The sequence below is a fragment of the Streptomyces triculaminicus genome, assembly GCF_017349075.1.
Taxonomy (GTDB): domain Bacteria; phylum Actinomycetota; class Actinomycetes; order Streptomycetales; family Streptomycetaceae; genus Streptomyces; species Streptomyces triculaminicus.
Genome location: NZ_JAFMOF010000001.1, coordinates 206,562 through 220,051, shown reverse-complemented (window position 1 = coordinate 220,051; position 13,490 = coordinate 206,562). Strand labels below are relative to the sequence as shown.

Here is a 13,490-nt window from a genome sequence, read left to right as displayed (position 1 = left end):
GTGTCACGCCCGTGAGCGATGAGCCCATCACCAGGTGCTGGGCGTGTCAACGCAGCTGCCCGAACTGCCGGTAATGCCCCACGGGTCACGGAAGGAAGCCGAAGCGGAACCGAAAGCGAAGTCTCCCGAAGGGGCGTCAAAGCGACATCGGGGAACGGAAGGTGTCGACGGCCGCGGCGGATGGGTAGGGCATCAGGCGACCGGCCCGGGCGACCACGGAGGTATCGATGGGCAGAGCGCGCCTTGCCGAACTGCACGGTGTCGCCACCACCTACGAGCCCGCCCCCGGCCACAGCGCCCGGGTCGCCGAGGACACCGTCGTCGCGGTCCTCGCCGCCCTGGGCGTCGACGCCTCCACCCCCAGGGCCGTCCACGACGCTCTCGAGGCCCACGGGGCCGCCGCGCGCGGGCGCCTGCTGCCCCCGGCCGTCGTCCTCCGCCAGGGCCACAAGCGGAATCTGCCGGAGCTCCCCGGGGGAACGCTGCTGCGCGTCGACACCGAGGACGGCGACAGCCTGGAGTGGGACGGGGCGGCGCCCCTGCCGCTCGGCGGCCACCTCCTGCGCGCCCAGGCGCCCGACGGCCGCGCCGCGCGCGCCCCCCTGATCGTCGCCCCCGGCCGGCTGCCCGTCCCCGACGGACGCGGCCACGGCTTCCTCGTCCAGCTCTACTCCCTGCTGTCCGCCCGCTCCTGGGGCATGGGCGACCTCGGCGACCTGGCCGAGCTCGCCGCCTGGGCGGGCCGCTCCTTCGGCTCCGACTTCGTCCAGGTCAACCCCCTGCACGCGGCCGTCCCCGGACCGCCCACCGACCCCTCGCCCTACCGGCCCTCCTCCCGCCGCTTCCCCGACCCGGTCCACCTGCGGGTGGAGGCGGTCCCCGAGTTCGGCTACCTCACCGGAGCCGCCCGCGAGGAGGCCGACGCCCTCCTGGCCCGCGCCGCCGGGCTGCGCGACGGCGTGCTGCGGCACGGCGCGCTGATCGACCGGGACGCCGTGTGGGAGCTCAAGCGCCGGGCCCTGGAGCTGCTGCGGGCCGTGCCGCAGGGCCCCGGCCGCCGCGCCGCGTACTGCGACTTCCTCGCCGAGCAGGGCCAGGCCCTCGACGACCACTCCACCTGGTGCGCGCTGGCCGAGGTGCACGGCCCCGACTGGCACACCTGGCCCGCCGGCCTGCGCGACCCCCGCTCGGCCCGCACCGCCCGCGCCCGCGGCGAGCTGCTGGACCGCGTCGACTTCCACTGCTGGCTGGCCTGGCTCACCGACGAGCAGCTGGCCGCCGCCCAGCGGACGGCCCGCGCCGCCGGGATGCGCGTCGGGCTCGTCCACGACCTGGCCGTCGGCGTCCACCCCTCGGGCGCCGACGCCTGGGCGCAGCAGGACGCCTTCGCCGCCGGGATGTCCATCGGCGCGCCCCCCGACGCCTTCAACTCCCGGGGCCAGGACTGGGGCCTGCCGCCCTGGCGCCCCGACGCCCTGGCCGCCACCGGCTACGCCCCCTACCGCGAGCTGCTGCGCGGGCTGCTGCGGCACGCGGGCGCCCTGCGCATCGACCACGTGATGGGGCTGTTCCGGCTGTGGTGGGTGCCCCAGGGCTACGAGCCCCGGCGCGGGGCGTACGTCCGCTACGACGCCGAGGCCATGCTCGGCGTCCTGGCGCTGGAGGCGCACCGGGCGGGCGCGGCCGTCATAGGCGAGGACCTGGGCACGGTCGAGCCCGGGGTGCGCGAGACGCTCGCCGAGCGGGGGGTGCTGGGCACGTCGGTGCTGTGGTTCGAGCGCGACTACGCCGGCGGCGCCGCGCGGCCCGAGCCGCTGGAGCCGGAGCGCTGGCGGGCCGGCTGCGTGGCCACCGCCACCACGCACGACCTGCCGAGCACCGCGGCCCGGCTCACCGGCGACCATGTGGAGCTGCGGCACCGCCTGGGGCTGCTGGACCGGCCGCTGGCCGTCGAGCAGCGCGAGGACGCCGCGGGGGTGGCGGAGTGGCTGGCGCTGTTCGGCCGGCTGGGGCTGCTGCCGGAGGGGCCGGGCGACGAGGAGGCGGCCGTCAGGGCGGTCCACCGCTTCCTGCTGCGCACCCCTGCCCGCCTGGTCGGCGTGTGGCTGCCGGACGCAGTGGGGGACCGCCGCCCGCAGAACCTGCCGGGCACCTGGGATCAGTACCCGAACTGGCGGCTGCCGGTCGCCGACGCCGCCGGGCGTCCGCTGTCCCTGGAGGAGCTGACGGCCTCGCCCCGGCTGCACGCGCTGATGGAGGACCTCCGTGAACAGGGGGGCGAACAGGGGGGCGGAGCCGGCGGACGCCGATAGGCCACCCCGGGCGCGCGCGGTCGGCGGCTGTCCGATACGTTGAGGCCGTGAGCAATAAGGTCAACAAGAACGCCGTGCGCGCCGGTGCCATCTCCGCCGGCACGATGCTGATGCTGCTGATGTCGTCCCCCGCGTTCGCGCTCACCCGCGACGACGGCGACGACCCGGGCCCGGGCCTGAGCGTGATCGACACGCTCGGCCTCTACGTGGCCCTTCCGATCGTCCTCTTCCTGGTCATCGCGGGCCTGACCATGGTCCTGGCCCGGGGCTCGGACAACCCCCGTACGCACGTCGCCAGCACGCACCACCCGCGCGCCTAGCGCCGAGGCCCAGCGCTCCACGCCGTACCACGCCGGCCATGACTCCGCTCCGGAGTCATGGCCGGTTTTTTGCTGCCCCGCACCGGGGCCGGGCGAGGTGGAACGATCATCTTTATGTCGCCTTTAACTTACGCTGACGTAACCTACGGGGCCGTAAGTAACTGTTGGTAAGCCGCCCCACCCCCAGGAGCCGTCCGTGACCATCGCCCCCTCCCTGCACGGCGACTCGGCCGTATGGAGCGACAGCCGGCTGCTGTACGCCCTCGAAGAGGTCGTCGAGACCGAGCTCAACCGGCACCTGAAGGTGGCGAAGGAATGGATGCCGCACGAGTACGTGCCGTGGAGCGACGGCCGTAACTTCGACGGCGTCATGGGCGGCGAGGCCTGGGCCCCCGAGCAGTCGAAGGTGACGGAGATCGGGCGCACCGCCCTGATCGTCAACCTGCTGACCGAGGACAACCTCCCCAGCTACCACCACGAGATCGCCTCGCTCTTCGGCCGCGACGGCGCCTGGGGCACCTGGGTGCACCGCTGGACGGCGGAGGAGGGCCGGCACGGCATCGTGATGCGGGACTACCTGCTCACCTCGCGCGCCGTGGACCCGGTCGCGCTGGAGCGGTTCCGCATGCAGCACATGTCGGAGGGGTTCGAGTCCGACAACCGGCACAGCATGCTGCACTCGGTCGCCTACGTCGCCTTCCAGGAGCTGGCCACCCGCATCTCGCACCGCAACACCGGCCACCACTCCGGTGACCCGGTCTGCGACCGCATGCTCGCCCGCATCGCCACGGACGAGAACCTGCACATGGTCTTCTACCGCAACCTGCTCGGGAAGGCCTTCGAGCTGGCGGGCGACCAGACGATGTGCGCGGTGCGCGACGTGGTGACCAACTTCCGGATGCCCGGCCACGGCATCCCCGGCTTCGAGCGCGCCGCCGCCCAGATCGCCATCGGCGGCATCTACAACCTGCGCATCCACCACGACGACGTGCTCCAGCCGGTGCTGCGCTTCCTGAAGGTCCTGGACATCACGGGCCTCGGCCCGGAGGGCCTGCGCGCCCAGGAGGAGCTGGGGCTGTTCATGGGCGGCCTCGACGACCAGGCGACGAAGTTCGACGAGAAGCGCGAGGCGCTGCTGGCCCGGCGACGGGCCCGGGCGGAGAAGGCCTGACAACGCCGAGGGCGCCCCGGACCGAACGGTCCGGGGCGCCCTCGCATGTGTGACCTCAGACGGCCGCGGCGGCGTCCGCGGCCTGGGCCTTCAGGGCCCGCTCGACGCCCGCGCGGGACTCGGTGACCAGGCGGCGCAGCGCCGCGTTCGGCTCGGCCGAGGCCAGCCAGGCGTCCGTGGCGTCCAGGGTGGCCTGGGAGACCTGCAGCGCGGGGTAGAGGCCGACCGCGATCTGCTGGGCGATCTCGTGGCTGCGGTTGTCCCAGACGTCCTTGACCACCGCGAAGTACTTCTCGGCGTAGGAGGCGAGCAGCTCGCGCTGGTCGGCCTGCTGGAAGCCGCCGATGACCGACTCCTGCACGGCGTTGGGCAGCTTGTCCGACTCCACGACCGAGGCCCAGGCGCGCTCCTTCGCCTCGGCCGTCGGGCGCGCGGCCCGGGCCCAGGCGGCGTGCTCCTCGCCCGCCGAGGTCTTGTCGCGCTCCAGCTCGGCGGCGATGGCCGCGTCGTCCGCGCGACCCGTCGCGGCGAGCCGGCCCAGCAGGTCCCAGCGCAGCTCGGTGTCGACGACCAGGCCCTCGACGGTCTCGGTGCCGTCCAGCAGGCCGGACAGCAGGCCCAGCTGCTCGTCGGTGCGGGCGGTGGCGGCGAAGGCCCGGGCCCACGCCAGCTGGTGGTCGCTGCCGGGCTCGGCCGCGCGCAGGTGCTCGAGCGTGGCCTCGGTCCACCGCGCCAGGCCCGTCTCGCGCCAGGTCGGCGCGGCGTACAGCTCGAGCGCGGTCTTGACCTGGCGGTGCAGCGACTGCACCACGCCGATGTCGGACTCCTTGGCGATGCCGGACAGCACCAGGTCCAGGTAGTCGCGGGTGGCCAGCTCGCCGTCGCGGGTCATGTCCCAGGCGGAGGCCCAGGACAGGGCGCGGGGGAGGGACTCGGCGAAGTCGCCCAGGTGCTGGGTGACGGTGGCCAGGGACTCGGCGTCCAGGCGCACCTTGGCGTACGACAGGTCGTCGTCGTTGAGCAGCACCACGGCCGGGCGGGCCGTGCCGACCAGCTGCGGGACCTCGGTCAGCTCGCCGTCGACGTCCAGCTCGATCCGGTCCTTGCGGACCAGCTTGCCGCCCTCGAGGTCGTACAGGCCGATCGCGATGCGGTGCGGGCGGAGCGTGGGCTCGCCCTGGGCGCCGGCGGGCAGCGCGGGGGCCTCCTGGCGCACGGCGAAGGAGGTGATGACGCCGGCGTCGTCGGTGGTGACGGCGGGGCGCAGGATGTTGATGCCGGCGGTCTCCAGCCACGCCTTCGACCAGGCCTTCAGGTCGCGGCCGGAGGTCTTCTCCAGCGCGCCCAGCAGGTCGGACAGGCGGGTGTTGCCGTAGGCGTGCTCCTTGAAGTACGCCTGGACGCCGGTGAAGAACGCGTCCATGCCGACGTAGGCGACGAGCTGCTTGAGGACGGAAGCGCCCTTGGCGTAGGTGATGCCGTCGAAGTTGACGAGCACGTCGTCCAGGTCGCGGATGTCCGCCATGATCGGGTGGGTGGACGGCAGCTGGTCCTGCCGGTACGCCCAGGTCTTCATGGAGTTGGCGAACGTCGTCCACGAGTGGGGCCACTTGCTGCCCGGGGCGTAGGCCTGGCAGGCGATGGAGGTGTACGTGGCGAACGACTCGTTCAGCCACAGGTCGTTCCACCACTCCATGGTGACCAGGTCGCCGAACCACATGTGGGCCAGCTCGTGGAGGATGGTCTCGGCGCGCACCTCGTACGCGGCGTCCGTCACCTTCGAGCGGAAGACGTACTGGTCGCGGATGGTGACCGCGCCCGCGTTCTCCATCGCGCCCGCGTTGAACTCCGGCACGAAGAGCTGGTCGTACTTGGCGAAGGGGTAGGCGTAGTCGAACTTCTCCTGGAACCAGTCGAAGCCCTGCCGTGTCACCTCGAAGATGGCGTCGGCGTCCAGGAACTCCGCCAGCGACGGGCGGCAGTAGATGCCCAGCGGGACGGTCTGCCCGTCCTTCTCGTACGTGCTGTGCACCGCGTGGTACGGGCCGGCGATCAGCGCGGTGATGTACGTGGAGATGCGCGGGGTCGGCTCGAAGCGCCAGACGTTGTCCGCGGGGCGCTCCGGGGTCGGCGAGTTGGAGATCACGGTCCAGCCCTCGGGGGCCTTCACGGTGAACCGGAACGTCGCCTTCAGGTCCGGCTGCTCGAAGGAGGCGAAGACGCGGCGGGCGTCCGGCACCTCGAACTGCGTGTAGAGGTAGGCCTGCTGGTCCACCGGGTCCACGAAGCGGTGCAGGCCCTCGCCGGTGTTGGTGTACGCGCAGTCCGCGACGACCTTCAGTTCGTTGCGCCCGGGCACCAGGCCCGGCAGCGCGATGCGGCTGTCCCGGAAGACCTCGCCCGCGTCCAGCGCGGTGCCGTTCAGCACGACCTCGTGCACGGCCGGCGCGACCAGGTCGATGAAGGAATCGCCCGCCTCGGCGGCCTCGAAGCGCACGGTGGTGACGGACCGGTAGGTGCCGCCCTCCTGCGCGCCGGAGAGGTCGAGGTCGATCTCGTAGGCGTCCACGGTCAGCAGGCGGGCCCGCTGCTGTGCCTCTTCGCGGGTCAGATTCGTTCCGGGCACCAGGGCATCTCCTTCACATCACGGCACATCACGACGTTCTGGGCCATCCTTCCACGCCGTCGCTGTCCGTGGCTGGTCCGTACGCTGACGGCGGATGCGCCGAGGGGGCGGGCCGGCCGGCCCGCCCCCTCATGACGTCGCGTCGTGGGTCAGCCGCGCAGCTCGGCGGCGACCAGCTCGGCGATCTGGACGGCGTTGAGCGCGGCGCCCTTGCGGAGGTTGTCGCCGGAGAGGAACAGCGCCAGGCCGTGCTCCACGGTCTCGTCCGCGCGGATGCGGCCCACGTACGAGACGTCCTTGCCCGCCGCCTGCAGCGGGGTGGGGATCTCGGACAGCTCGACGCCGGGCGCGTCCTTCAGCAGCTCGTAGGCGCGCTCGACGCTGACCGGACGCTCGAAGCGGGCGTTGACCTGCAGGGAGTGGCCGGAGAAGACGGGGACGCGCACACAGGTGCCGGAGACCTTGAGGTCCGGGATCTCCAGGATCTTGCGGGACTCGTTGCGGAGCTTCTGCTCCTCGTCGGTCTCGAAGCTGCCGTCCTCGACGATCGCGCCGGCCAGCGGCAGCACGTTGAAGGCGATGGGGCGCTTGTAGACGCCCGGCTCCGGGAACGCGACGGCCTCGCCGTCGTGGGTCAGCTCGGTCGCCCGGTCGGCGACCTCGCGCAGCTGGCCGTCCAGCTCGGCGACGCCCGCGAGGCCCGAGCCGGAGACCGCCTGGTAGGTGGTGGCGATCAGGGCGGTCAGGCCGGCCTCGGCGTGCAGCGGCTTGAGCACCGGCATGGCGGCCATGGTGGTGCAGTTCGGGTTGGCGATGATGCCCTTGGGGCGGTCGGCGATCGCGTGCGGGTTGACCTCGGAGACCACCAGCGGCACCTCGGGGTCGCGGCGCCAGGCGGAGGAGTTGTCGATCACGACCGCGCCCTGCCCGGCGACCTTCTCGGCCAGCGCCTTGGAGGTGGCGCCGCCGGCGGAGAAGAGCACGATGTCCAGGCCCGAGTAGTCGGCGGTGGCCGCGTCCTCGACGGTGATCTCGGCATCCTGCCAGGGCAGCGTGGAGCCGGCGGAGCGCGCCGAGGCGAACAGGCGCAGCTCGCTGACCGGGAACTTCCGCTCGGCGAGGATGTTGCGCATGACTGCGCCGACCTGACCGGTGGCTCCGACGATTCCGATCCTCACGCGTGCTCCCTAGCTCATGTACACCACAACTGTCACCGCCGGGGACGGCGCACCCGGCTGAACGGTTCCATCATGTGGTGGTACCCGCCCCAAAAGTCCAATCCATTGTCCGGGGACCGGGACGCCGGAGCACGGCGGCCACGCCGGGGCGGGCCGTGGAGCTCAGTGGAAGGCGTCCAGATCGTCCGCGTAGTGCTCGATCGCCCGCCGGTGGCCGTGCACCCCCGGGTCGCCGCTGGTGGCCGCCACCACCTTGAGCAGGGTGGTCACGGACTCGTGGTGCTCGCCGGCGTTGTACAGGGCCATGGCGGCGAACACCCGCAGCGCCGGGTCGTCGGGGAACTCCTCCAGCCCCCGGCGCAGCGTCTCCAGCGACCGTTCGTGGCGGCCGAGCACGCGGTAGGTGCTGCCCAGCCCGAGGAACGCGCCGTGGCGGTCCTGCGCGGTGAGCCCCGGGGTGCTCAGGGCCCGCTCGTAGTACGGCACCGCCTCGGCCTCCAGCTCGAGCTTGTCGTGCGCCCAGGCCGTCTGGTAGGCGATCTCGGCGTCCTCGGGGTACCGGTCGGTCAGCGCCAGCAGCTCGCCGCGGGCCCGCTCGGTCTCCCCTTGCTCGCGGAGGCGGACCGCGCGGGCGAGGGCGGCGTCTCGGTCATCGTTCATGAAGGGTCACGCTGCCACGCCCGGCCCGGGCGGGCCAAGGGGCGCTTCGCGTCAGGCGGGCTGGGCGGCGAGTTCCTCGTCCGGGCCCTTGGCGGCGGGCGCATCGTCGCCCGGGGCCAGGGCCCGCAGGTCCACGTAGCGGAGGGTGAGCAGGGTGAGCAGGACGGGGAGGGTGCCGCCGAGCACGAAGAACCAGACGACGAACTCCCGGCCGGAGCCGATCCCGGCCAGCGCCATGGAGACCGGCACCAGGGCGAGCGAGCCGAGCCAGTCGATGCTGAACACGCGGCCGCGCACCGCGGCGGGGACCCGCGTCTGCACCAGCGTCGACCAGTAGACGTTGCCCATGGAGGAGAAGACCCCGTAGACGGCGGCCAGCGGCAGCAGCATCCAGAAGGACGGCACGAAGACCATCAGCGCCAGCGGGGCCGCCCCGGCGGTCCAGGCGAGCAGCATCCACAGCGGGTAGTGCCTGGGCGGCCGCCGCGAGGCGAGGAAGAGCGAGCCGGCCATCGCGGAGATCCCGAAGACGGCGAGCAGGGTGCCGTAGTCCCGGGCGTCGCCGCCCAGGTCGTTGTGGATGACGAAGGGCAGCAGCACCTGCCGGGGGCCGGTCTGCAGGAGCAGCACCACGCCGGACCACAGGATGAGCACCCACAGCCAGCGCTCGCCGAACAGGTAGGACAGGGCCTTGCGGTAGGGGACCGGCTCGCCGTCGGCCTCCTCCCCGTCCTGTCCGCCGGCGGCCCGCAGGGGCTTGACCGACCAGGCGCACAGGGCCGCGACGCCGAAGCTCGCCGCGTCGAGCAGGATGACCGGCAGCGGGCTGAACAGCGAGATCAGTACGCCGCCGAGGGCGGGGCCGGCCATCCGGGCGGCGAGCGAGCGGACCACGGACTCCAGGGCGTTGGCCGCGTGCAGGTCCTCCTCGGGCACCAGGTCGGGGGTGAAGGCGTCGGCCGCCGGGCCGCTGACGGCGGCCGAGGCGCCCAGCACGAAGGCCGCCGCCGTCAGGTGCCACACCGCCAGGTGCCCGCTCGCGTGGGCCACGGCCACCGCCGAGAGCACCGCCAGGCTCGCCACGAAGGACCACGCGATGACCGCCTTGCGCGGATAGCGGTCGGCGAGGGCGCCGCCGACGAGGACGCACGAGACCAGTCCGACCGACTCCGCGCCGACGACCATGGCCAGGTCCGAGCTGCCGCCGCCGATGGTGATGGTGATCCACGGAAGGGCGACGAGCCACACCCCGTCCCCCACCATGCTGATGACGAAGGACAGGAAGAGCAGCCGGTAGCTCTTGTGCCGCAGGGGCGCCAGCGTTTTCGACGGGGCCAGCATGGGGTTTCCCACCTCTTGGACGACGACGGACGGGAGCCGGGCCGCGGCCGCCACGGCGGTCACGACCCGGCCGGGAGCGGCCGGCCTTCCCTAGGCCACGGCCTGGATCTTCTTGCGGAGGGCGACGCGGATCTTTCGTCCGTCGGGACCGTCGATGAGCATGACCGAGGGCGTCGCGTGCGTCGTGGGAAGCTCGCGCAGCCGCTTCTGGTCCGCCACCTGCTCCTCGTAGTACTCACGGCTCGCCGGGATGACGTTCGGCCGCAGCGAGGGGATGGGGCGCTGCTCGCGGGGCCAGTCGATGACGTCGTTGCCGGGGCGGTAGTCGCTGCCGTCCGCCGGCAGCAGGGTGCGCGGCCGGTTGATGGTGAAGACGTTCTCCAGGTGTTCGAAGGCGTGCCCGACGCCCGGAGGGATCAGCAGGTACCGGCGGGGGTCCGGGGTGAAGGTGATCGCGAGATCCGCGCCGTAGGTCGGCGAGTCCACCCGGGTGTCGATCAGGTGCAGGGTCACCTGCTGGTCCCTGGGGCCGACGAAGGTCAGCCGGTCCTCCTGGCCGAGGTGGATGCCGTAGGCGTCGTGGGAGTAGCCGGTCTCGCCGTGGTCGATGAAGTAGAGCGGGTGCCGGTCGAGCAGGGCGGAGAAGCCGGACTCGGGGCCGCTGACCACGACGGGGTGACGGACCCAGCCGGCACCCATGACGCCCTCGACCGGCTCCCAGGCCTTCTCTTCCGCCTTGGGCAGGCGCTTGCGCAGTTCCACGCGGCGGATCGTTCCGTCGGCGAGCCGGACCTCGCGCGTGAGGGGGTACTCGTGCGAGATCTTGGGGATCATGCTGCGCTGCTGGGAGGCCACCAGGTCGTACCAGAGCTCGCTCGCCGGATGGGAGTTGGGCCGGTAGTACGGCAGGTCCTGCTGGGCGATGTCGAGCGGGATGTTGATGATGTCGGCGTCGGGCTGCCACTCCAGGCTGCCGCGGACCCACTGCTCGGGGTCGGGGAGGAAGAGCTCGTAGGAGTTGATGGTGTTCACGAACTCCAGGCCGTCGAAGGTGTGGGCCACCCCCGGCGGAATGTAGAGGGCGCGTCGTGAGGCGGGGGACCAGACGTGCCGTTCCCGGACGCCCGCCGTGGGGGATCCCTCGCGGCAGTCGATGAAATACCCGGTGATTTCCCCGGTGGACGGCCCGAGGAACGTCAGGACGTCCGCCTGGCCGAGGTGAATTCCATAGTGACCGTAGCTGAATTCGGTCTCACCATGGAATACCAGCGTGGCCGGACGGAGCGTGGGGAAGGGGACGACGTACGAGTCCTTCCCGTTGTCGATTCGCCAGTTCTCGCGCCAGCCCAGTCCGTCGATGGAAAATGACTCGCTCACGGTGATCTCTTCTCTCGTCCCCTGTTCGGCGGCCCCGGGGCCGTTGTCGGGAGCGGGGCGCCCCGCCCGTGAGCGTGTGGAACCCCCACGGGCGGGGCGCCCCGGCGCGGTGGGTCAGCCGAGGATCTCGACGTCGTAGCCGGCCGCCTCGGCGGCCGCGCGCAGGTCCTCGACGGAGGTGGTCGGCAGCTCCTCGAAGATCTCCGTCACCATGAACTGCTTGATGCCGGCCAGGGAGGAGGAGAGCCGGGTGGCCTGCTCCGCGTCCTCGAACTTCGAGAAGGCCAGGTTCGCCATCAGCGACTGCAGGGCCTCGTCGCCGGAGGCGGCGGCCTCACGGAGCTTGAGGAGGGCCTCCTCGCTCACGCCGTCCCAGTTCGCGTCGGCCTGGACACCCTCGGCGTAGAGGCCGTCCAGCAGCTGCTTGGCCGGGGTCGTCACAGCGGTGTTCTCAGCCATGATTGGCTCCTTCTGGCTCGGTACGGATCAACAGGACCACGGATAAGGGAAGTTCCCCGGCTTTCGCCGTTCCGTCTGTGCATGCATTCGACCAGTCGCACAGAAGTCGGGTCAATGAAATGCCCATTGCGTTCGCTGAACCGCTCAATCGGACATGCCGATTCCCGCAGCTCCCGGCGGTCAGGCCGCCGTTGACATCGGATTGCCGCTCTCGTTCCCGCCGGAGTCCTCGGCCATGAATTCGACGGACCTGTCGATGAAGGTGCGCAGTTCCGCCGGCATCTGCCGGCCCCGGCGCCAGACGATCTGGGTGAAGACCTCGAAGGGCGGCGTCCAGTCGAGCGCGACCAGCGAGCCGGCGGCGATCTCGTCGGCCACCGCGACGGCGGGCAGCAGGCCCACGCCCAGCCCGGCGCGCATGCCGCGCTTGGTGGACTCGATGGTGCCGAAGCCCAGCACGCCGGCGGGGCCGCCCCGCACCCGCCGCACGGCGGTCTCGAACAGTTCGCGGTAGCCGCCGCTCTCCTCGGGGGCCAGGACGGGCACCCGCGCCAGGTCTTTGGTGGTCACCGGCCGCACCGCGGCCAGCGGATGGGACGGCGGGGCGACCAGGAGCAGGGGAGCGGGCCCGAGCACCGTGGCGCGCAGGCCGGGGTGCTCTCCCCTGGGCGCCGGCAGGAAGCCCGCGTCCAGGGTGCCCTGGCGCACCGCCCGCAGGGTCTCCGCGCAGGGAGTGGGCCGCAGCACGACCTCGAGCCGGGGGTAGCGGCGGTGGAAGAACTCGAGCAGCGGAGGCATCCGGTAGGAGATGACGCTCTCGGTGGTGCCCACCGTCAGGGTGCCGGACACGAGCCCGGCGCCCGCCGTCGCCGTGCGCGCCTCCTCGGCCAGCGACAGCATCCGCTCGGCGTACGGCAACAGGCGCTGTCCGGCGGGAGCCAGGACGACCCCGCCCGGCAGGCGCTCGAAGAGGCTGACCCCCAGCGAGTTCTCGAGCCTTTTGATCTGTCCGGTGACGCTGGACTGCGCGTACTTGAGCTCGGCGGCGGCCCGGGTGAAGCTCAGGAGGGTGGCCACCTTGTGGAAGGCGGCGAGCTGCCGGATGTCCATGTGTTCTCCTTTCACGCAAGAGGAGCCACGGGAAGGTGCGGTGCCGGCCGGCGCTTCAGCGGCCTCCGCCGACTTCCAGGACGGCTCCTGTCGTATAGGACGAGGCGTCGGACAGCAGGAACCACACGGCCTCCGCGACCTCGCCGGGCTTCCCGGCGCGCCCCAGCGGCACGTCGTGCCACGGCGGGCAGGCGCTCCCGGACGCGCCGCCGGTCCCGCCCCGGCCGTTCTCGATCACTCCCGGGGCCACGGCGTTGACCCGGATCCCCTCCGCCGCGAGCTCCTGGGCCGCTCCCCGGGTGTGGGCGTGGACGGCCGCGTGGAGGGCCGCGCCGTGCACGGAGAGGAATCCGCCGCCGGTGCGGGCGTCGAGCGAGGAGACGTTGACGACGGCGCCGCCGGCGCCGCCACGGGAGACGGACATGCGGTGGGCGGCCTCACGGGTGCACAGCAGCACGCTGCGCAGCACGGACCGGTACGCGGCGTCGGCCTGCTCGATGCTCAGGTCGCCGATCCGGGCCGGGAGGCCGGTCGCGCAGGCGTGGTTGACCACGCCCGTCACCGGTCCCAGGGTGGCCGTGGCCGTGTCGAAGAGGCGCTCCACGTCGCACTCCTCGGAGGTGTCCGCGCGGACCGCCAGGGCCTGGCGGCCGGCGTCGCGGACCGTGCGCACCAGCGCGTCGGCCCGGCGCCGGTGGTGCAGATAGCCGACGCACACGGAGTGGCCCAGGCCCGCCGCCCGCTGGGCGACGGCGGCTCCGATGCCGAGGCCGTCGGCGGTGACGATGATCAATGCGGCTCCCGGGCTCCGGTCGTCGACGGCACCTGCCGGCTGTGGGGCGTGTCCGCCCTAGGGCCTGTCCGATGGGTCGGCACAGGCCCCGCGACGCCTGGTACGGCACCTCGCCGCGTTGTCGCATCACCCGAGTACGCCCA

At 72.5% G+C, this 13,490-nt stretch carries 11 protein-coding genes; 3 read left to right on the top strand and 8 right to left on the bottom strand.

Annotation, left to right across the window (positions count from 1 at the left end; all coding sequences use genetic code 11):
* The first annotated feature begins 227 nt into the window (after positions 1-227).
* From malQ to J1792_RS01105, 3 genes are all read left to right on the top strand, one after another.
* On the top strand, positions 228-2,312 hold the full coding sequence (gene malQ, locus J1792_RS01115; RefSeq protein ID WP_207246472.1) for a 4-alpha-glucanotransferase: 2,085 nt from the start codon (positions 228-230) through the stop codon (positions 2,310-2,312).
* Positions 2,313-2,359: 47 nt separating this feature from the next.
* Positions 2,360-2,632 carry a hypothetical protein gene (locus J1792_RS01110; protein WP_242705042.1) on the top strand — a complete coding sequence of 91 codons (273 nt, stop codon included), beginning with the start codon at positions 2,360-2,362 and terminating at the stop codon, positions 2,630-2,632.
* Between the two features lie 196 nt (positions 2,633-2,828).
* Positions 2,829-3,803: an acyl-ACP desaturase gene (locus J1792_RS01105; RefSeq protein ID WP_086570888.1), complete on the top strand. Its 975-nt coding sequence runs from the start codon at positions 2,829-2,831 to the stop codon at positions 3,801-3,803.
* 55 nt (positions 3,804-3,858) lie between these two features.
* On the opposite strand, the gene pepN is transcribed toward J1792_RS01105, so the two are convergent.
* From pepN to J1792_RS01065, 8 genes are all read right to left on the bottom strand, one after another.
* Positions 3,859-6,429, bottom strand: a complete 2,571-nt coding sequence (pepN, locus tag J1792_RS01100; RefSeq protein ID WP_086570890.1) for an aminopeptidase N — start codon at positions 6,427-6,429, stop codon at positions 3,859-3,861.
* Between the two features lie 149 nt (positions 6,430-6,578).
* Positions 6,579-7,607 carry an aspartate-semialdehyde dehydrogenase gene (locus J1792_RS01095; RefSeq protein WP_207246470.1) on the bottom strand — a complete coding sequence of 343 codons (1,029 nt, stop codon included), beginning with the start codon at positions 7,605-7,607 and terminating at the stop codon, positions 6,579-6,581.
* Between the two features lie 162 nt (positions 7,608-7,769).
* A complete protein-coding gene (locus tag J1792_RS01090; RefSeq protein ID WP_207246462.1) occupies positions 7,770-8,267 on the bottom strand; it encodes a tetratricopeptide repeat protein in 498 nt (165 codons plus the stop codon).
* A 51-nt stretch (positions 8,268-8,318) separates the two neighbouring features.
* Complete coding sequence (locus J1792_RS01085) at positions 8,319-9,608, bottom strand: MFS transporter (RefSeq protein WP_207246460.1); 1,290 nt, start codon at positions 9,606-9,608, stop codon at positions 8,319-8,321.
* 90 nt (positions 9,609-9,698) lie between these two features.
* Positions 9,699-10,985 (bottom strand): dTDP-4-dehydrorhamnose 3,5-epimerase family protein, encoded by a 1,287-nt coding sequence (locus tag J1792_RS01080; RefSeq protein ID WP_207246458.1) that lies wholly within the window; start codon positions 10,983-10,985, stop codon positions 9,699-9,701.
* Between the two features lie 114 nt (positions 10,986-11,099).
* Positions 11,100-11,444: a hypothetical protein gene (locus tag J1792_RS01075; protein WP_086566585.1), complete on the bottom strand. Its 345-nt coding sequence runs from the start codon at positions 11,442-11,444 to the stop codon at positions 11,100-11,102.
* A gap of 180 nt (positions 11,445-11,624) precedes the next feature.
* Entirely contained in the window at positions 11,625-12,554 is a 930-nt protein-coding gene (locus tag J1792_RS01070) for a LysR family transcriptional regulator (protein WP_086566584.1), read from the bottom strand.
* A gap of 55 nt (positions 12,555-12,609) precedes the next feature.
* Positions 12,610-13,347, bottom strand: coding sequence for an SDR family oxidoreductase (locus J1792_RS01065; protein WP_086566582.1), 738 nt, complete (start codon positions 13,345-13,347; stop codon positions 12,610-12,612).
* Between the last annotated feature and the right edge of the window lie 143 nt (positions 13,348-13,490).